The following is a 19734-nucleotide window of genomic DNA, read 5'->3' on the forward strand; positions in this document are numbered from 1 at the left end:
ATCGGTGAGTGCCGACGAACCACCGGGGCGGCTGTACGGCCGGAACCGGACGACCGGGTAGGGTCTGACGCCGTGCCTGGCAATCCACGTCCACGTACCGTGACCGGAGTCCGGCTCGGTGCTCTCGCCGTCCGGCTCGCCGTCGACCTTCCGGCGGATGCCGCCACGGTGAACGTCACCGGGGCCACCCACGCCAGCCAGGAGGTTCGCCCCGGCGACCTGTACGCGGCGTTGCCCGGTGCCCGTCGGCACGGCGCGGAGTTCGCCGTCGCCGCCGCCGAGGCTGGCGCGGTGGCCCTGTTGACCGACCCGGCCGGCGCCGAGCTGGCGGCGGGCAGCGGCCTGCCCGCCCTCGTGGTGCCCGACCCCCGTGCCGTCCTCGGTGAGCTGGCCTCGGCGGTCTACGGCGACCCGACCGCCGCGCTCACCGTGGTCGGCGTGACCGGCACCGCCGGCAAGACCTCCACCGCGTACCTGGTCGAGTCGGGGTTGCGGGCCGCCGGGCACACCACCGGGTTGATCGGCACCGTGGAGACCCGGCTCGGTGACCTGGTGATCGACAGTGTGCGCACCACCCCCGAGGCGACCGATCTGCACGCGATGCTGGCCACCGCCCGCGAGCGTGGGGTCACCGCCGTGGTCATGGAGGTCTCCAGCCACGCGCTCGCCATGGGCCGGGTGGGCGGTGTCCGGTTCGCCGTCGGGGGGTACACCAACTTCGGCTCCGACCACCTCGACTTCCACGCCGACACCGACGACTACTTCGCGGCTAAGGCCCAGCTCTTCGACGGGCGCTGCGCGGTCGAGGTGCTCAACCACGACGACCCGGCGTTGCAGCCGCTGCACAAGCCGGCGACCGTCACCTACTCGGCGGCCGGTGACCGGGGCGCGACCTGGTGGGCCGACGGCGTGGACGGCGAGGGCTACGCCCAGCGCTTCACCGCGCACGGCCCGGACGGGGTGGTCCTGTCCGCCGGGGTGGCGCTGCCCGGCCGGCACAACGTGGCGAACGCGCTGCTGGCCATCGCCGCGCTGGTCGGCGTCGGGGTGGACCCGGCGACCGCGGCGGCAGGCGTGGCCGCCTGCGGTGGCGTACCCGGCCGGTTGGAGCTGGTCGACAGCGCCGGGCCGGTGCGCGGGGTGGTCGACTACGCGCACAAGTCGGACGCGATCGTGGCCGCGCTCGCCGCGCTGCGCGAGCTGAGCGTCGGTCGGTTGATCTGTGTGATCGGCGCCGGCGGGGACCGGGACCGGGGTAAGCGGCCGGTGATGGGCGCGGCCGCCGCCGAGGGCGCCGACGTGGTGCTGGTGACCGACGACAACCCGCGTACCGAGGACCCGGCGGAGATCCGCGCCGAGGTGCTCGCCGGGGCGTACCGGGCCGGCACGGCAGCCCGGATCATCGAGGTGTCCGGTCGGCGTGCCGCGATCGACGAGGCGGTCCGGTTGGCCGAGCCGGGCGACGTGATCGCGCTGCTCGGCAAGGGGCACGAGCGGGGCCAGGAGGTGGCGGGCGAGGTGTATCCGTTCGACGACAGCGTCGAGCTGGCCGACGCGTTGCGGGCCCGCTTCGGAGACCTGGCGGGTCGGCGATGATCGCGCTGAGCCTGGCCGAGGTCGCCGCGGCGGTCGACGGGCGGCTGGTGGGCGCCGACCCGGCCGCCACCGTCACCGGTTCGGTGGAGTTCGACTCGCGCAAGGTGGGGCCGGGTTCGCTCTTCGTGGCCTTCCCGGGGGAGAAGGTCGACGGACACGACTACGCGGTGACGGCGGTCCAGGCCGGGGCGGTGGCGGTGCTGGGCAGCCGCGAGGTGCCCGGGGTGCCGATGGTGCTCGTCGACGACGCCCTGACCGCGATGGGCCGGCTGGCCCGCGCCGCGGTGGACCGGCTGCCCGGGTTGACCGTGATCGGCGTGACCGGCTCGTCGGGCAAGACCACCACGAAGGACCTGATCGGGCAGCTCACCACCCGGCTCGGGGCCACGGTGGCGCCGCCCGGGTCGTTCAACAACGAGCTGGGGCACCCGTACACCGCGTTGCAGGCCGGGCCGGACACCCGCTACCTGGTGATGGAGAAGGGCGCGCGCGGGATCGGGCACGTCCGTTACCTGTGTGAGCTGGTGCCGCCCCGGATCTCCGTGGTGCTCAACGTCGGCACGTCGCACATCGGCGAGTTCGGCTCGCAGGAGGCCATCGCGCAGGCCAAGGGCGAGCTGGTCGAGGCCCTGCCGCCGGACGGGCTGGCCGTGCTGAACGCCGACGACCCGCGGGTGGACGCGATGGCGAGCCGGACGCGGGCCCGGGTGGTCCGCTACGGCGAGGCGCCCGACGCCGACGTACGCGCCGAGGACGTCACGCTCGACGAGCGGGGGCACCCGTCGTACACCCTGGTCACCCCGGAGGGGCGCGTGCCGGTGCGGCTCGGGCTGGCCGGCCGGCACCAGGTCGGCAACACCCTCGCCGCGGCGGCGGTGGCCCGGGAGTTGGGCATGCCGCTGGACGAGCTGGCGCCGGCCCTCGCCGAGTTGGGGCTGGTGTCGACCCGCCGGATGGACGTCTTCGATCGCCCCGACGGGGTGACTGTCATCGACGACTCGTACAACGCCAACCCGGCCTCGATGGCGGTGGCGGTGCGGGCGCTCGCCAGCATCGGCCAGGGTCGGCGTACCGTCGCGGTGCTTGGTTACATGGCCGAGCTGGGTCCGTTCGAGTACGACGGCCACGCCGAGATCGGCCGCCTCGCGGCTGACCTGGGTGTCGACCGGCTGCTCGTGGTGGGCGAGCCGGCCGCGCCGATCCATGAGGGCGCGACAGCGGTAGCGAACTGGGGAGGAGAGTCGGTGTTGCTCACCGATCAGGCGGCGGCCGTCGAGGTGCTGCTGGGCGAACTACGGCCGGGTGACGTCGTCCTGGTCAAGGGCTCCCGGTACCGGACCTGGGAGGTGGCCGACGCCCTGCGCGCCGACGCCGGTGCGGAGTCCAGCCGATGAGGGCGGTCATCGTCGCCGTCGGGGTGGCCTTCATCGTGTCGCTGTTCGGCACCCCCCTCGCGATCAAGGTGTTCACCCGGCTCAAGGCCGGTCAGCCGATCCGGTCCGACGGCCCGGCCATGCACCAGGGCAAGAAGGGCACGCCCACGATGGGTGGCGTGGTCTTCATCCTGGCCACGGTCATCGCGTACGTGGCCGGGCACCTGGCGCTGACCACCCTGCCGGACAAGCAGATCGCGCAGGTGGAGCCGACCATCACCGCGCTGGTGCTGCTGGGGCTGATGGTCTTCTCCGGCGCGGTCGGTTTCCTCGACGACTTCCTCAAGGTGCGCAAGCGCAACAGCGCCGGTCTGAACAAGCGCGGCAAGCTGCTCGGTCAGATCCTGGTGGGCGCGCTCTTCGGCGTGGTCGCGTTGTGGTTCCCGAGCACGATGACCGACGGTTCGGGCAAGGCGACCAACACCGAGACGGTGGGCAGCACCACGCTGAGCTTCATCCGGGACATCGACGCCCTGGAGCTCAGCAAGGTCGGCGCGGTGATCATCTTCATCTTCGTGGTGATGGCCACGACGAACGGCGTGAACCTCACCGACGGTCTGGACGGTCTCGCCACCGGGGCCTCGGTCATGGTGCTGGCCGCGTACGCGTTGATCGCGTTCTGGCAGTACCGGCACTGGTGCGCCGACCCGAACTACACCCAGCCGTACTGCTACGAGGTCCGCGACCCGTTGGAGATCGCGCTGATAGCCGGGGCGGCAGCCGGGGCCTGTGTGGGCTTCCTCTGGTGGAACACGTCCCCGGCGCGGATCTTCATGGGCGACACCGGGGCGTTGGGGCTGGGCGGTCTGATCGCCGGCATGGCGATGTCGACCCGCACCATCCTGCTGCTGCCGATCATCGGTGGGCTCTTCGTGATCATCACGATGTCCGTGGTGATCCAGATCATCTCCTTCAAGACCACAGGTAAACGGGTGTTCCGGATGTCACCGCTACAGCACCACTTCGAGCTGGCCGGCTGGAGTGAGGTCAACATCGTGGTGCGCTTCTGGATCATCGCCGGCATCGGCGTGGCCATTGCCCTGGGCCTGTTCTACAGCGAGTTCCTCGCCAACATGACCTGATCTCCACCCCGTTCGAGCAGGTCACCGTCCGAGCAGTCGATCGTCCGTCGCCGGGGTGTTCGGCGTCTGCTTTGCTCTGCTTCAACGACCGCAACACCCCGTGTCCGGATATCGGACGCGGGGTGTTGCGCGGGTTGAAGCAGAGCAAAGGCGCCATGCGCGGGTGCCGCCCCCGGGTCCGACACGCCCGGTGCGTCGTTGTGGGCCGCTCGGGCGCGCCCAGCGGTGATGATGTCGGGGTGGGGGAGGATTCAGGCACCGACGACAGGACAGCCGGCCGCCCGCGACGGTCACCCGGCGCGGCGCGAACCGCGGCGGCCGTCGCGCAGCCGGACGACACGCGCGGCCCGGAACCGCCCGCGACACCGCGCACGACGGAGCCGACGCCGTCCGTGCCGCTGCGCGGGCTGGACGCGGCCGGCGGGCTCGCCGCGCTGCGCGGCCTGCTGGACCGGCCGCTGGCCTCCTACTACCTGCTGTTGTCCAGCGCCGGCCTGCTGCTGCTGATCGGGCTGACCATGGTCTTCTCGGCGACCAGCGTGAAGGACTACGCCCAGGACGGCAACGCCTCGGCCTCGGTGACCAAGCAGGCGATCTTCGCGGTGATCGGCATCGGGGTCTTCTGGGCCTGCCAGCGCCTGCCCGCCAGCACCTACCGCTCGCTGGGCCGGCCGCTGCTGTTCACCGCGATCGGGTTGCTGCTGGTGCTCAACCTGCTGCTCGCCTACGCCCGCCTGACCGACCAGGACTCCGCGCGGATCGGCCCGATCGAGGCGAAGCTGCTCTGGCTGTTCATCGGCGGGATCCAGGTGCAACCCTCCGAGCTGGCCAAGATCGCGCTGGTGCTCTGGGGCGCGCACGTGATCGCCCGCAAGGGCGCCGCGCTGGGCTGGTGGCGGGAGCTGGCCACCCCGCTCTTCCCGGTGATGGGCCTGCTCTTCGTGCTGGTCGGCTACAACGACGTGGGCACCATGCTCTGCCTGCTGGCCCTGGTGGTCGGACTGCTCTGGGCCGCCGGTGTACGGATGCGGGTCTTCGGCGCCCTGACCGTGGTCGGTCTGCTCGGTGTCGGCCTGCTCATCGCGGTGGCCTCACTGGGTGCCGGCTCGGGCGAGAAGGGCGCGGACAATTACCGCCTGGCGCGACTGACGCTCTTTCTCAACCCACCGCCGCCGGACAAGTGCGGAGATCCCTGTTACCAGGTCTACCAGGGTCGGCTGGCCATCGAGCACGGCGGCTGGTTCGGTGTCGGGCTGGGCAAGGGCAGCCTGAAGTGGGACTGGCTGCCCGAAGCGCACAACGACTTCATCTTCGCGATCATCGCCGAGGAACTGGGCGTGATCGGGTGCGTCGTCATCCTCAGCCTGTTCGCGGTCCTCGCGTACACCGGGTTGCGGATCGCCCGGCGGGTCGACGATCCGTTCCGCCGGCTCGCCGCCGCCGCCGTGACCACCTGGCTGGTCAGCCAGGCGGTGATCAACATCGGTGGGGTGGTCGGGCTGCTGCCGATCACCGGCCTGCCGCTGCCGTTCATCTCCGACGGCGGAAGTGCCCTGGTCGTGACGTTGGCCGGCATCGGCATGCTGGCCTCCTTCGCCCGCGCCGAACCCGATGCGGCCAGAGCCCTGCATGCCCGTCCGCCGGCCCGGTGGGTCCGACTACTCTGGGCCCCGTTGCCGCCGCTTCCCGGCCGGCGTCGCCGACCGGCGACGCCGCCCGCTGGCCGAGGGTCCGTGCCCCGGTCCCGCGAGCGGCGCCATGACGACCAGGCCGCACCGCGCGGGGTCCGACAGGACCGCAACCGCGGCGGTACGGCGAGCGAGAGGAGACGCTGATGGGTCCGCTGCGTTCGGTGGTGCTCGCGGGAGGTGGCACCGGGGGGCACATCTACCCGCTGCTCGCCTTCGCCGACTGCCTGCGCCGACACGACCCCGGCGTCCGGATCACCTGCCTCGGCACACCCAAGGGCATGGAGAACGACCTGATTCCGCCGCAGGGCTACGACCTGCGGCAGATCCCGGCGTACCAACTGCCCCGGTCGGTCAACATGAACCTGGTCCGTACCCCGGGCCGGATGTGGACCGCGGCCCGCGCCGCGGGCAAGGTGATCGACGAGGTCAAGGCCGACGTGGTCGTCGGCTTCGGCGGGTACGTCTCGGTGCCGGCCTACCTCGCCGCCTGGCGCAGGGAACTGCCCATGGTGATCCACGAGGTGAACGTGCCACCGGGTGTGGCCAACCGGCTGGGCATGAAGTTCACCAAGAACATCGCCGTCGGCTTCCCGCACCAGCCGAGCCAGGCCGAGTCGCTGCGTGACGCCACCATCGTCGGGGTGCCGCTGCGCCGCACCATCGCGGGGCTGGACCGGTACGCGCTGCGCAACGCCGCCCGCGCCCACTTCGGGCTCCGCCCGGACCTGCCGGTGCTCTTCGTCTCCGGCGGCTCGTCGGGCGCCCGCTCGATCAACCTGGCGGTCTCCGGTGCGGCCAAGGAGTTGGCCCGCAACGGCGTGCAGGTGCTGCATGTGATGGGCGCGCGCAACGAGCCGGTGCCGATCCCCACCGACCTGCCGGTGCCGTACGTGACGTTGCCCTACCTGTCCGAGATGGAGCTGGGCTACGCCGCCGCCGACCTGATGCTGGCCCGGGGCGGGGCGATGACCGTCGCCGAGGTGGCCGCGATCGGGCAGCCCACGATCTACGTGCCGTACCCGCACAGCAACCAGGAGCAGCGGCGCAACGCGCTGCCCGTGGTGGAGGCCGGCGGTGGGCTGCTCGTCGACGACGCGGAACTCACCCCGGACTGGCTGGAGCGCACCGTCATCCCCCTCATCCGGGACCCGCAGCGGCTGGCCGCGATGGGCGCCGCGGCGGCGGCGTACGGGCGGCGCGACGGTGACGAGGCGCTGCGCTCCTTCGTCATCGCGGCGGTGGCCCGATGACCGCGCAGTTCACCCCGGCCGGCACGCTCACCGCGGAGGACCTGGGGGCCGTCCACCTGATCGGGGTGGGCGGGGTGGGCATGCTCGGCGTGGCCCGGCTGCTGCTCACCCGGGGCATCCGGGTCTCCGGCAGCGACCTGCGGGAGTGGCCCTCGCTGGAGGGGCTGCGGGCGCTCGGCGGCACCATCCACCTCAGCCACGAGGCGAGCAACCTCGACGGGGTGGACACCGTCGTCTACTCGTCGGCCATTCCGCAGGACCACCTGGAGCTGGTCGAGGCGCGTCGGCGCGGCCTGCGGGTGCTGCACCGCTCGGAGGCCCTGGCCGCGGCGATGACCGGACGTCGGGCGGTGGCGGTGGCCGGCACCCACGGCAAGACCACCACCACCTCGATGGTGACCATGGTGCTCCAGCAGGCGGGTGTGGACCCGTCCTTCGTGATCGGCGGGGAGATCTCCGAGGTCGGCTCGGGCGCCCACCACGGCACCGGCGAGCACTTCGTGGTCGAGGCCGACGAGAGTGACCGCTCGTTCCTCATCTACCGCCCGTACGTCTCGATCATCACCAACGTCGAGGCCGACCACCTGAACACCTACGGCGACTACGCGACGCTGGAGGCGGCGTTCGTGGAGTTCGCCCGCCTCACCGACCCGGACGGGTTCATCATCACCTGCGCCGACGACCCGGGCGGCCGGCGGCTGGCCGAGAGCCTGCGCGCCGAGGGACGGCGGGTGTTCACCTACGGCGAGGCCGCCGACGCCGACCTGCGGTTGACCGAGATCGTCTCCTCCGCGCGCGGGGTGCGCTACCTGGCCGCGATCGACGGCCGGTCGCTCGGCGAGTTCCGGCTGCCGGTGCCGGGGCGGCACATGGGTCTGAACAGCGCCGCCGCGGTGCTGGCCGCGTACCTGCTGGAGCTGCCGCTGGAGGCGGCCGAGGCCGCGCTCGCGGTCTTCCCCGGGGTGCGGCGGCGCTTCGAGCGCAAGGGTCTCGCGGACGGCGTGCTGGTCTACGACGAGTACGCCTACCACCCGACCTCGATGACGCTCGCCATGCAGACGCTGCGCGAGGTGGCCGGGGACGGCCGGTTGATCGTCGTCTTCCAGCCGTACCGGCTGTACCGCACCCGCGACAACCAGGCGGAGATCGCCGACGCGCTGGCCATCGCCGACGAGGTGGTGCTGCTGGAGGTCTTCGGGCCGGGCGAGCTGCGGCAGCCCGGCGAGGGTTCGGCGGCGCTGATCGCGGCCGTGGACCTGCCCGCCGACCGCAAGGTCTTCGTGGAGTCGTGGGAGCAGGCCCCGGTCGAGGTGGCCCGCCGCGCGCGTACCGGGGACGTGGTGGTGACCATGGGCGCCCCGCCGATCTCGCTGATGGGTGACGAGTTGCTGGCGGCCCTGGGTGAGCGTACGGCCGGCCCGGCGCCGACCGCGACCGTCGACCCGGCCGCCACCTCCCCGGCGATCGCTGACGCGGTGCCGGGTGGGACCACTGCCGGCGGCGACGGAGCGGCTCTCGGTGGCACCGCCGCGCCCGGCGGCGCGGCGCCCCTGGCCGGATGAGTCCCGGCCCGGCCCGCGGGCGGACCAGCGCCGCCGACGGTGGCGCCCCGCGTCGTGGTCCGGCGCGGCGGTGGCAGTTGGTCCGGGCGGGGCGCGACGCGGTACCGCCCTCGACCCGCCGGTTCATGGCTCGTGCCCGGCAGCGTCGGATGCGCGCGGCGCTGCCGTGGGCGGTGACGGCCGGGGTGCTCGCGCTGGCCGGGCTGGTCGCCTGGACGGTGCTCGGGACCGGGCTGTTCGGGGTTCGGGAGGTGCGGGTGGAGGGCGCCGGCCTGGTCACCCCGGTGCAGGTGCACGAGGCGGTCGGCGTGCCGGACGGGGTGCCGCTGGCCCGGGTGGACCTGGCCGCCGCCGCCCGCCGGGTCGGTGCGCTGCCGGCGGTGGAGCGGGCCACGGTCTCCCGGGACTGGCCCGGCGCGCTCGTGGTGCGGGTGACCGAGCGGACTCCGGCGGCGGCGGTGCCGCAGGGGACGGCGTTCGCCCTGATCGACCGGAGTGGGGTGGCGTTCCGGACGGTGGACCGGCGTCCCGCCGATCTGCCGCAGGTGACGGTGGGCCGTCCGGCCGCCGACGACCCGGGCACCCGGGCCGCGCTGGAGGTCCTCTCCGCCCTGACCCCGCAGCTCCGCGCGGAGTTGGTGGACCTGCGGGTGGAGGGGTTGGCGCGGATCAGCCTGCGGTTGCGGGGGGACCGGACGGTGGTCTGGGGCGACGCGACCCGGGGCACGGACAAGGCGAAGGTGGCCACCGCCCTGCTGGACGAGGACGCCGCCCGGATCGACGTGAGCGCTCCCGATGTGGTGACCTTTCGCTGACCGGTGAGCGCCCGGGGAGGTGACCCGTCGCGCTCGGCTCGGCGACACGCCGGTCGGGTCCTTGGCTCATGGCGCGGTGGCGCTTACGTTGCCCGGAAGAGGAACAGTGGTTGACATAACTGTAAGCCTCTAGTAGAGGGTGAGGGTTCACCTCTGAGCCTCGCTGGTGACAGCTGTCGTCGGCCGCTGGTCTGGCCACGCCGTAACCGGTCGGCCGAAGCCAATCTCGAAGGAAAGGACCGGAGATGACACCTCCGCACAACTACCTGGCGGTCATCAAGGTCGTCGGCATCGGGGGCGGCGGCGTCAACGCCGTCAACCGGATGATCGAGGTTGGGCTCAAGGGCGTCGAGTTCATCGCGATCAACACGGATGCCCAGGCGCTGCTGATGAGTGACGCCGACGTCAAGCTCGACGTGGGCCGGGAGTTGACCCGCGGCCTGGGCGCCGGCGCCAACCCCGACGTCGGCAAGAACGCCGCCGAGGACCACCGCGACGAGATCGAGGAGGTGCTCAAGGGCGCCGACATGGTCTTCGTGACCTGCGGTGAGGGCGGCGGCACCGGCACCGGCGGCGCGCCCGTGGTGGCCAACATCGCCCGCAAGCTCGGCGCGCTGACCATCGGCGTGGTGACCCGGCCGTTCTCCTTCGAGGGCAAGCGCCGCCAGGTGCAGGCCGAGACGGGAATAGACGAGCTGCGTAACCAGTGCGACACGCTGATCGTGATCCCGAACGACCGGCTGCTGGCCCTGGGTGACCGCAACATCAGCATGATGGACGCGTTCCGTACGGCGGACCAGGTGCTGCTCTCCGGTGTGCAGGGCATCACCGACCTGATCACCACCCCGGGTCTGATCAACCTGGACTTCGCCGACGTCAAGAGCGTGATGAGCGGCGCCGGCAGCGCGTTGATGGGTATCGGCAGCGCCCGCGGGGAGAACCGCGCGGTCGAGGCGGCCGAGGCGGCCATCTCCAGCCCACTGCTGGAGCAGAGCATGGACGGTGCGCGGGGCGTGCTGCTCTCCATCGCCGGTGGTTCCGACCTGGGCCTGTTCGAGATCAACGACGCGGCCCAACTGGTCACCGACGCGGCCCACCCGGACGCCAACATCATCTTCGGCGCGGTCATCGACGACGCGCTTGGCGACGAGGTCCGGGTGACTGTCATCGCGGCGGGCTTCGACGGCGGTACTCCCGCGTACAAGGCGGCCGAGCCGACCCGCAAGACCAACACCAACCAGCCGGCGCCGCAGAGCACCCCGGTGCCGGCGCCGGTCAGCAATCCGACACCGGCCCAGTCGCCGCGGCGCGTGCTCTTCGACGACGTCGACGTCCCCGACTTCCTCAAGAACGGGTCCTGAGCACCGCCGATGACCGACAGCTCAGCCACGGTACGACCGGACCGGCACGCCGAACTGGCGGCCGGTCTGGCCCACATCAGGTCCCGCATCGCCGACGCCTGCGCGCAGGTCGGTCGGGACCGTGCCGAGGTCACGATGATCGCGGTGACCAAGACCTACCCGGCCAGCGACGTGGTGGCGCTGGCCGGGCTCGGGGTCACCGACGTGGGGGAGAACCGCGACCAGGAGGCGGCTGCCAAGGCCGCCGAGGTGGCCACCGCCGGGGTACGTCCCCGCTGGCACTTCATCGGTCAACTGCAACGCAACAAGGCCCGCTCGGTGGTCCGCTACGCCGACGCGGTGCACTCCGTCGACAGTGTCCGGCTGGCCCGGGCGTTGGCCACCGCGACCGCCGACCGGCAGACGCCGCTCGACGCCCTGATCCAGGTGAGCATCGACGGCGACGCGGCCCGGGGCGGGGCCCTGCCCGACTCGGCGGATCCGGGCTCCGGACTGGAGCCGGTGGCCGAGGCGATCGCCGACGCGTCAGGGCTGCGTCTGGTCGGGCTGATGGCGGTCGCTCCGCTGGGGTGGGAGCCGGAACGGGCGTTCGCCCGGCTCGCGGAGGTTACCGACGCGTTTCGGGCTGTCCATCCGGGAGCCACCGCACTGTCCGCGGGAATGAGTGGAGATTTCGACATCGCGATCCGATACGGCGCGACACATGTCCGCGTCGGTAGCGCGTTGCTCGGAATGCGTCCCACGCTGCGGTAGCCTGACCGCGAGACAAGCAAATTACATCAGTGTTGTTTCAGGGGCGGCGTCTCCTGTCGGGGGTCGTGCGTGCGACGCGAATCGCGCGCTGGGGGGATTGCGGTTCCGGTCCGATGGGCATGGTTGTCCACTCGCGACGGGCGACATGGCACGGGGGCGCGTGCCGCACGGCGGACGGAAGGGCGCGGGATGGGTGCACTGCGCAAGGCGGGGGTCTGGCTCGGTCTGGTCGAAGAAGACGACGAGCGGGCCTACGACGACGGTGGCTACGACAAGGGTGGCTACCGTGACTCGCGGTACCGGCAGAGCCGGTACGCCGAGGAGTTCGCCGACGAGGACGAGGACGACACCGAGGAGCCCCCGGCTCCCCGGCCGCGCGCCACTGAGCGGGGTCGACTCTCCGAGCGGACGAGCGGGCGGCTGAGTGAGTCCGAGCGTGGTGACGGCGAGCGCGCGGAACGGGCCGAGCGGTCCAGCGTACGGTCGATCACCCGGTCGTCGGCGGGCGAGACGTCCGGCGCGCTGACGTACCACACTCGGGACAATCTGGCCCTCGCGCCGCAGGTCACGTCGCGGGAGCGGGCGCTGCCCGAGGAGGAGCAGCGGTACCAGATCACCACGCTGCACCCGACCACCTACCGGGAGGCGCGCACGATCGGTGAGCACTTCCGCGACGGCGTTCCGGTGATCATCAATCTCACCGAAATGGATGAGGCGGATGCCCGCCGTCTGGTTGACTTTGCGGCCGGGCTGGCGTTCGGCCTGCGCGGTACGATCGAGCGCGTGACCAATCGGGTGTTCCTGCTCTCACCGGCTAACGTCCAGGTCACCGCTGAGGACAAGGCCAAGATCGCTGAGGGCGGCTTTTTCAGTTTGAGTTGACCCCCGCCCGACCCGAGGGACGTCGCTGACCGTGTTGTCGATCTTACTGCAAGTGCTGTACCTGATCCTTTATGTCTTCCTGCTTCTTCTTCTGTCCCGGTTCGTGTTGAGCGCCGTCCTGCAGTACGGCCGGCGCTGGCAACCGGGCCGTGGCGCATCGGCAGGATTGGAATCCGTGTGGAGCGTCACTGATCCCCCTCTCAACGCGTTGAGGCGTGTGATCCCTCCGCTGCGAATTGGTACCGTGAGCATCGACCTGGCCTCCCTTGTGCTCCTGGTTATCCTGTTCGTGCTGATGGAGTTCGTGTTAGGGCCGTCGATCAGGGCATCTGCCTGATGACCGACGCGCTTTCGCGGCCGCAACTGACCCGAGGAGTTTCGATGCCGCTGACCCCGGCCGACGTCCACAACGTCGCCTTCAAAAAGCCGCCGATCGGCAAGCGGGGGTATGACGAGGAGGAGGTCGACGCCTTCCTGGACGAGGTCGAGCGCGAGCTCGCCCGTCTCATCGAGGAAAACAACGAGCTGCGCGCCCAGGTGGAGCGCGGCGGCCGTGGCGGTGCCCCCGCAGGCCCCGGCGGCGACGCCCGACTGGCGGCGGAGCTCAACGACGTCAAGGCCCAACTGGACCGGGTGCAGCGCGACAAGTCGGCGGCCGAGCAGGCTGCCCGCGCCATGCAGGCCGAGCTGGAGCAGGTCCGCGCGACCGGCGGCCCGGCCGGCGGCGTCACCGGTGACGGTGAGCAGCAGGCCCTGCGCGTGCTGATGATGGCCCAGCGCACCGCCGACGACCACGTGTCCGACGCGCGTCGCGAAGCCGACCAGCTGCTGTCCGAGGCCCGCGGCAAGGCCGAGGAGGTGACCCGCGAGGCTCGCGCGAAGGCCGACGCCCTGGAGCGGGACGCCCGCCAGCGGCACCAGGAGGCCATGGGCGGCCTGGACGCCAAGCGCACGGCTCTGCAGAAGCACATCGAGGAGCTCAAGCAGTTCGAGCGTGAGTACCGCACCCGGCTCAAGGCGTACCTGGAGAGCCAGCTGCGTGACCTCGATGGTCGTGGCCAGGGCCTGGAGGCCGAGATGACCCGCTCCGAGGCTGGCCGGGTCGCCGGCGGCAACGGGCTGGCCGCTGCGGGTCTCGCCGGTTCGTACGGCAGCGGGCGTTCCGGCGCCCTCGAAGCCGGACGCTGAGCGCCGGCCGGCGATCGTTCTCCGCCAATGGTGACGGTCGCCGGCCCTGTCTGGACGGTACGACGCGGCGGGGGTGAGCCGTGATAGTCGCAAGTCTCCTGCTCATCCTCGTCGCGGTGGTGCTCCTGGTGCTCGGCCTGGCCGGTGGCTCCAGCTTCATGTTGATCATCTCCATCGCGGCCAGTCTGCTGGCCGCCGTGGCGTTGGTGGTGGGTGCCCGTCAGGCAGCCGCCAACCGCGCCACGGCGGATCCCGGTCGGACCGGCCGGCGGCAACCCGACGCACCCCGCACGGCCAGCCAGGCCACGCCGGGTGTCGCGTACGGGCCGCCGCTGGCCGGCCCGGAAGTGCCGGTCCAGCACGTGCCCACGACGGTTGGTACCGGCGGCACCGGGTGGCGGCAACCACCCGCGCCGCCGGTCGACCACGAGGCACCGGCACCCGCTGACGCGCCGCTCGACGACGCGCCCCCGTTCGACAGGCGCGTCGACGACGCGCCGGTCTTCGATGAGCGAGCCGACGACGCGCCCCCGTTCGGAGCGTGGCCACCGTTCGGGACGCCGGCCGACCACACGTCCTCGCCGGTCCGCCCGGTCAGCCCGGCGACGTCGACCGACGACGGTCTCAGCCACGGCGCCCCGGCCGCCGCCGAGCCCGGCGAGCAACTGGTCACCCCCGCCGAGGCGGCCCGGGTGGCGCGGCTCACCGACGACGTCGAGGTGGTGGACGGCCACCCCCGCTACCACCTCGCCAGTTGCCCGCATCTCGTCGGCCGGGTGCCCGAGACGCTGCCGGTCGCCGAGGCCGCCGAGATCGGTTTCACCCCGTGCGCCGACTGTGCGCCAGCCACCGCCCTGCTCGCCGACGCCCGGCCGATCTGAAGCGGCCCCGGTGCCCGCGCAGGACACGCTCACCGTGGCGGTACGCGTGAAACCCGGAGCCTCGTCCGCCCGGGTGGGCGGCCGCTTCGACGGCCCGCACGGTCCCGCCCTCGTGATCGCGGTGCACGAGCCGGCCGTCGACGGTCGGGCGACCGAGGCGGCTCGGCGGGCCCTGGCCGCGGCCCTGGGTGTCCGGCGGTCCGAGGTCGCCCTGCGCGCCGGCGCGGCCAGTCGGGACAAGCTCTTCCTCGTCGATCGGCCCAGCCCGGACCTGTCCGAGGTGCTGTGCCGACTGCGCGACGGATCCGCCGAGTGAGGAACGCCCAGGCCGGGCAGCCGTGACGCCCGGGTTTGATATCGCGCTGCTGCTGGGAGCGGCCGTGCTGCTGGTCGCCGTCGGTGCGGTGCGACTCTCCACCCGGCTGGGTGTGCCAAGTCTGCTGGTCTACCTGGCGCTGGGCGTGGCGATCGGTGAGAGTGGTCTGGGCATCAACTTCGACGACGTCGAGTTGACCCGTACCCTCGGCTTCTGCGCACTCATCGTGATCATCGCGGAGGGTGGTCTGACCGCCCGGTGGTCCACGCTGCGACCGGTGCTCGGGTTGGCGTCCGCGCTCTCCACGGTCGGCGTGGTCGTGAGCATCGTGGTGGTCGGTGTCGCCGTGCACCTGTTGCTGGGGCTGGACTGGCGCTTGGCGTTGCTCTACGGCGCGGTGCTCTCGTCCACCGACGCGGCGGCCGTCTTCGCCACCCTGCGCCGGCTGCGGTTGCCGCCCCGCCTGGTGGCGACGCTGGAGGCCGAGTCGGGCATGAACGACGCCCCGGTGGTGCTGCTGGTGGTGCTGCTGTCGCACCAGGGCTGGTCGCACCCGTGGTGGTACGAGGTCCTGCTGGTCTGTTACGAGTTGGGCGTCGGCGTGGCGGTGGGCGTGGGCGCGGGCATCGCCGGCACCTGGGCGCTGCGCCGGGCCGCGCTGCCCTCGGCCGGGCTCTACCCGATCGCCGCGGTGGGCATCACCGTGCTAGCGTACGCGGCGGGGGCGGTGCTGCACGCCTCGGGGTTCCTCGCCGTCTACGTGGCCGGGGTGCTGCTGGGCAATGCCCGGCTGTCCCACCGGCAGGCGATCCTCGGCTTCGCGGACGGGCTGGCGTGGCTCGCCCAGATCGGGTTGTTCGTGCTGCTCGGGTTGCTGGCCTCGCCGGGCCGGCTGGACGCGGCGGTGTTGCCGGCGGTGGTCGCGGGGCTGGCCCTGGTGCTGCTGGCCCGCCCGCTGTCGGTGGCCGTCTCGGCGCTGCCGTTCCGGGTCGGCCTCCGCGAACAGGCGTTCCTGTCCTGGGCCGGGCTGCGCGGGGCGGTGCCGATCGTGCTGGCGACCATTCCGCTCTCCGAGCGGGTGCCCGGGGCGGAGCGCCTCTTCGACGTGGTCTTCGTGCTGGTGGTGATCTTCACGCTGGTGCAGACCGGCACGCTGGGACCGTTCGCCCGCCGATTGCGGGTGACCGCGCCGGCGGAGGCCACCGAGATCCACCTGGAGACCGCGCCGCTGGAGCGGATGCGGGCGGATCTGCTCCAGTTGGAGGTGCCGCCGGGCTCGCGGTTGGCGGGCGTGCACGTCGACGAGTTGCGGCTTCCGTTGGGCGCGTCGGTCACGCTGGTGCTGCGCGACGGGGTGGGTTTCGTGCCCACCCCGGGCACCCGGCTGAAGACCGGCGACAGTTTGCTGATCGTGGCGACGGCCGGGGTGCGCGACGCCGCCGAACGGCGGCTGCGGGCGGTCAGTCGGCGGGGTCGGCTGGCCCGATGGTTTGGCGAGTACGGGGATGAGGCGGTCGGTTGACCTGCTAGCGTTCCCTTTGCCCCAGTTAGGCAGGGCTAGGGGTAGTTAAGCGGGGCGACGGTGCGGCACATTGTCGGACGCCTGTACGCACCGTATTCTTGCCAACCTCCGGAGTGCGCGGCGATCGTCGCCGTGCGCCCCTTTTCGTACATCTAGGGGACGTCGTCATGATTGGCGCCCCCTGACCAGGTGCCGCGGACAACGCGGCTCCCCGGCCGAGGGAGCGACCCATGGCGAAGCCAGCCGACACCAGGACCGCCGGGCGCAAGCCGGTGGCCAAGGCCACCCGCAGCACCGCGGAGACCGAGAAGATCCGGGCGGCGCTGGCGGCGCGGCGGGACGAGCTTCGCGCCGAGTACGATCAGACGCTGAGTGAGATCACCGAGCTGCAGCGCGATCGGCTGACCGACTCGGCCGGGGACGACCAGGCCGACACGGGCACCAAGACGCTCGAGCGGGAGCAGGAGATCTCTCTCGCCAACAGCATTCTGGAACGGATCACACAGGTCGAGCGCGCTCTGGAGCGTCTCGACGAGGGTGGTTACGGCTGGTGCGAGCGGTGCGGCAACCCGATCCCGGTCGAGCGCCTCGCCGCCTTCCCATCGGCCACCCAGTGTGTGACGTGCAAGCAGCTGGAGGAGCGGCGCTGAGGTCCGCTCCCCGGCGGCGATGAGACGGTGAGCGATCACCGCCGAGACACCTCGATGGGGAGCGCATGACCGCAGCACCGTCCGCCGAACCCGGCCGTACCGACCCGGGTGCGGGCATTCGCCGGCCCCGGGCCGTCACGATTCTTGCCGGAGTCGCCCTGGTGGCCCTGCTGGCCGACCTGGTCACCAAGCACCTCGCGCTGGCCGCGTTGACCGACCGGGAGCCGGTTCGGCTGCTCGGCGGGGCCGTCTACCTGAGTCTGACCCGCAACAGCGGTGCCGCCTGGAGCATCGGCGCGGACCACACCTGGATCTTCCCGCTGATCACCATCGGTGTGGTGGGCTGGATCGTCTGGATGGCACTGCGCCTGCGCTCGCTGCCGTGGGCGATCTGCCTCGGCCTGGTGCTGGGCGGCGCGCTGGGCAACCTCGTCGATCGGATCTTCCGGGCACCCGCGCCCTTCCACGGGCACGTGGTCGACATGATCAGCCTGTTCGACCCGTACGGTCAGGTCTGGCCGGTGTTCAACCTGGCCGACAGTTCGCTGGTCTGCGGTGTGCTGCTGGCCATGGTTCTGGAGTTGACCGGCCGCCAGCGGGACGGCCGGCGGGCCGGGCGCGACGGCGCGCCGGTCGAGACGGACGCCACCCAGGGCGCGGACCAGCGGGAGCGGGCATGACCTCCGCGTTCGCCGCGGGCGGCGACCACCGTTCCCTCCCGGTCCCGGACGGCCTCGACGGCATGCGCCTGGACCAGGCGGTGTCCCGGCTGTTCGGGCTCTCCCGCACCGCCGCCGCGGCCCTGGTCGATGCCGGGGACGCGCTCGTCGACGGCACCTCCCGCGCCAACTCGCACAAGGTCAAGGCCGGCTCCTGGCTGGACGTCACGCTGCCCGCCCCGGTCGCCCCGCCGACCGTGGTGCCGCAGGCGGTGCCCGGCCTGCGGGTGGTCTACGCCGACGACGACATCGTGGTGGTCGACAAGCCGGTGGGGGTGGCCGCGCACCCCAGCCCCGGGTGGACCGGCCCGACCGTGATCGGCGCCCTCGCCGCGATCGGGCACCGCATCTCCACGAGCGGTGCCGCCGAGCGACAGGGCGTGGTGCACCGGCTCGACGTGGGCACCACCGGGATCATGGTGGTGGCCAAGAGCGAACAGGCGTACACGGCGTTGAAGCGGGCCTTCAAGTACCGCGAGGTGGACAAGGGCTACCACGCGGTGGTGCAGGGTCACCTGGACCCGCTGCGCGGCACGGTCGACGCGCCGATCGACAGGCACCCCAGCCACGACTACCGCTGGGCGGTGGTCTCCGGCGGTAAGCCGAGCATCACCCACTACGACACCCTGGAGGCGTTCCCGGCGGCAAGCCTGGTCGACGTCCGCCTGGAGACGGGTCGGACCCACCAGATCCGGGTGCACTTCTCCACCATGCGGCACCCGTGCGTGGGTGACCTGACCTACGGTGCCGACCCCACCCTCTCGGCCCGTCTCGGCCTGGCCCGACAGTGGCTGCACGCCCGCGAACTGAGCTTCCTGCACCCCCGAACGGGGGACGAGGTCCGGTTCGTCAGCGACTACCCTGACGACCTGGACCGCGCGCTCCAGATCCTGCGTGACTGAGCGGCGACCGCCCGACACCGATCCGACGAGGGGATCCCGCCCGTGCGCGCCGGCAACCTGCTGCGGCAGCTGGACCAACGGTTGCTGCCGCAGCTGACCCGGGCCGTGGCCCGGCTGGGCGACCGGCCGAGCCGATCCGGGGTGCTCACCTGGGCGGCCGCGCTGTCCGCGGCGGCGGTGCTGGGCACCGCGCTCTGGGCCGCCGACGAGACTCCGCTCGGCGACCGGACGGTGGGCGAGGTGACCCGGGTCGGAGTCTCCGACGGCGACTCCGTGCCCGGCTACCTGCGGTCCGCCGCCGCCGACCTGGCCGCGCTCACCCAGTCCGCCCCGGCTGCCGAGGACGGGACCTACGCTCTTGTCACACTCGTCGCGTATCTGCCGCCGCAGCGTCTGGCGACGGTGCTCGGCGATGTCGGAGTCTCGACGGTCTTCGGGCGGGTCCCGCTGCCGGGGCGGCAGACCGAGATCGTCAGGATCCCCGCGATGCGGGTGCCGGACGACGTGGTCGCCGGAATGGACCAGGTGGCGGCCCGCAAGGAGACCGAAGCCGCCGACTACCGGGCCCGGGCCACCGCGGTCGACGGCGACGGTGCCAGCGAGCGGGAGTTGCGGGCGCGCTACGCCAGCGGCGCCGAGGTGGCGACCGCCGAGGCGGCCGCGTACCGCTCCGGCTGCTCCTGCGTCTACGCGGCGGTGGTACGAGCGGCGCCGGGGGTGTTGCGCGGCATGGCGACCCGGCCGGACGTGCGGGCGGTCGACCCCGCCCCGGAGGTGTACCGGCTGGACCGCACGGTCTTCACGCCGCCCCTGCCGGAGCAGCGTGACGTGGTGCGCCCGCCGGCCGACACCGGGCCGAGCCCCGAGCCGACGCCGGCGCAACTGTCGGAGCCGGCACCTGGCACCCCCGAGCCCGTGGCGTCGGTGGGCGAATCGTCGGAACCCGCACCCGTCGTGACGATTCCGTTACCAGCGCCGTCCTCGGCGGAACCCACCGAGCCGCCCCCGCCGAGCCTCACCACCTCGCCGGACATCACCACCGCCGACGAACCGCCGACGCCCACGTCGTCGTGATCTGCGTCGGCTGGTGTGCGTTCTGAGGTGTGGTCCGAATAGGGTTTGCTTCGTAGC

At 72.3% G+C, this 19734-nt stretch carries 18 protein-coding genes and 2 pseudogenes; all 20 read left to right on the top strand.

Annotated features, from left to right (window positions below):
* Positions 1–72 precede the first annotated feature (72 nt).
* Positions 73–1596, top strand: coding sequence for a UDP-N-acetylmuramoyl-L-alanyl-D-glutamate--2,6-diaminopimelate ligase (locus tag AB0C25_RS17705; RefSeq protein WP_357374283.1), 1524 nt, complete (start codon positions 73–75; stop codon positions 1594–1596).
* Positions 1593–2990 (top strand): UDP-N-acetylmuramoyl-tripeptide--D-alanyl-D-alanine ligase, encoded by a 1398-nt coding sequence (murF, locus tag AB0C25_RS17710; RefSeq protein WP_357374285.1) that lies wholly within the window; start codon positions 1593–1595, stop codon positions 2988–2990. Before AB0C25_RS17705 ends, murF begins: the two co-directional genes overlap by 4 nt.
* Positions 2987–4111 (top strand): phospho-N-acetylmuramoyl-pentapeptide-transferase, encoded by a 1125-nt coding sequence (gene mraY / locus AB0C25_RS17715; RefSeq protein WP_357251051.1) that lies wholly within the window; start codon positions 2987–2989, stop codon positions 4109–4111. The genes murF and mraY overlap by 4 nt, the downstream gene beginning before the upstream one ends.
* Before the next feature lie 392 nt (positions 4112–4503).
* A complete protein-coding gene (locus tag AB0C25_RS17720) occupies positions 4504–5946 on the top strand; it encodes a putative peptidoglycan glycosyltransferase FtsW (RefSeq protein WP_357374481.1) in 1443 nt (480 codons plus the stop codon).
* Entirely contained in the window at positions 5946–7052 is a 1107-nt protein-coding gene (gene murG, locus AB0C25_RS17725; protein ID WP_357374287.1) for an undecaprenyldiphospho-muramoylpentapeptide beta-N-acetylglucosaminyltransferase, read from the top strand. The genes AB0C25_RS17720 and murG overlap by 1 nt, the downstream gene beginning before the upstream one ends.
* Positions 7049–8614, top strand: coding sequence for a UDP-N-acetylmuramate--L-alanine ligase (murC, locus tag AB0C25_RS17730; protein ID WP_357374289.1), 1566 nt, complete (start codon positions 7049–7051; stop codon positions 8612–8614). The genes murG and murC overlap by 4 nt, the downstream gene beginning before the upstream one ends.
* Positions 8611–9429 carry an FtsQ-type POTRA domain-containing protein gene (locus tag AB0C25_RS17735; protein WP_357374291.1) on the top strand — a complete coding sequence of 273 codons (819 nt, stop codon included), beginning with the start codon at positions 8611–8613 and terminating at the stop codon, positions 9427–9429. The genes murC and AB0C25_RS17735 overlap by 4 nt, the downstream gene beginning before the upstream one ends.
* A gap of 245 nt (positions 9430–9674) precedes the next feature.
* The gene (gene ftsZ / locus AB0C25_RS17740; protein WP_357251061.1) at positions 9675–10790 is read left to right on the top strand and encodes a cell division protein FtsZ; all 1116 of its coding nucleotides are present in this window, start codon (positions 9675–9677) and stop codon (positions 10788–10790) included.
* Positions 10791–10799: 9 nt separating this feature from the next.
* Positions 10800–11543, top strand: coding sequence for a YggS family pyridoxal phosphate-dependent enzyme (locus tag AB0C25_RS17745; RefSeq protein ID WP_357374293.1), 744 nt, complete (start codon positions 10800–10802; stop codon positions 11541–11543).
* Between the two features lie 189 nt (positions 11544–11732).
* Positions 11733–12425: a cell division protein SepF gene (locus tag AB0C25_RS17750; RefSeq protein ID WP_357251067.1), complete on the top strand. Its 693-nt coding sequence runs from the start codon at positions 11733–11735 to the stop codon at positions 12423–12425.
* A 31-nt stretch (positions 12426–12456) separates the two neighbouring features.
* Positions 12457–12762, top strand: coding sequence for a YggT family protein (locus tag AB0C25_RS17755; protein WP_030334503.1), 306 nt, complete (start codon positions 12457–12459; stop codon positions 12760–12762).
* A gap of 44 nt (positions 12763–12806) precedes the next feature.
* A complete protein-coding gene (locus AB0C25_RS17760; protein ID WP_357251070.1) occupies positions 12807–13613 on the top strand; it encodes a DivIVA domain-containing protein in 807 nt (268 codons plus the stop codon).
* Between the two features lie 80 nt (positions 13614–13693).
* Positions 13694–14038 (top strand): annotated as a pseudogene (locus AB0C25_RS17765) (hypothetical protein); the annotation flags it as partial.
* A gap of 225 nt (positions 14039–14263) precedes the next feature.
* A pseudogene (locus AB0C25_RS17770) lies at positions 14264–14494 on the top strand (hypothetical protein); the annotation flags it as partial.
* Positions 14495–14504: 10 nt separating this feature from the next.
* Positions 14505–14810, top strand: coding sequence for a DUF167 domain-containing protein (locus AB0C25_RS17775; protein WP_357374296.1), 306 nt, complete (start codon positions 14505–14507; stop codon positions 14808–14810).
* Positions 14811–14832: 22 nt separating this feature from the next.
* On the top strand, positions 14833–16332 hold the full coding sequence (locus tag AB0C25_RS17780) for a potassium/proton antiporter (protein ID WP_357374298.1): 1500 nt from the start codon (positions 14833–14835) through the stop codon (positions 16330–16332).
* A gap of 230 nt (positions 16333–16562) precedes the next feature.
* The gene (locus AB0C25_RS17785) at positions 16563–16982 is read left to right on the top strand and encodes a TraR/DksA C4-type zinc finger protein (RefSeq protein ID WP_124770807.1); all 420 of its coding nucleotides are present in this window, start codon (positions 16563–16565) and stop codon (positions 16980–16982) included.
* 65 nt (positions 16983–17047) lie between these two features.
* Complete coding sequence (lspA, locus tag AB0C25_RS17790; RefSeq protein WP_357374301.1) at positions 17048–17662, top strand: signal peptidase II; 615 nt, start codon at positions 17048–17050, stop codon at positions 17660–17662.
* Positions 17659–18603 carry an RluA family pseudouridine synthase gene (locus tag AB0C25_RS17795; RefSeq protein WP_357374303.1) on the top strand — a complete coding sequence of 315 codons (945 nt, stop codon included), beginning with the start codon at positions 17659–17661 and terminating at the stop codon, positions 18601–18603. Before lspA ends, AB0C25_RS17795 begins: the two co-directional genes overlap by 4 nt.
* Before the next feature lie 42 nt (positions 18604–18645).
* Positions 18646–19677, top strand: coding sequence for a hypothetical protein (locus AB0C25_RS17800; protein WP_357374305.1), 1032 nt, complete (start codon positions 18646–18648; stop codon positions 19675–19677).
* Positions 19678–19734 lie beyond the last annotated feature (57 nt).

The organism is Micromonospora sp. NPDC048839 (genome assembly GCF_040649915.1).
In the GTDB taxonomy this organism is placed as follows: Bacteria; Actinomycetota; Actinomycetes; order Mycobacteriales; family Micromonosporaceae; genus Micromonospora.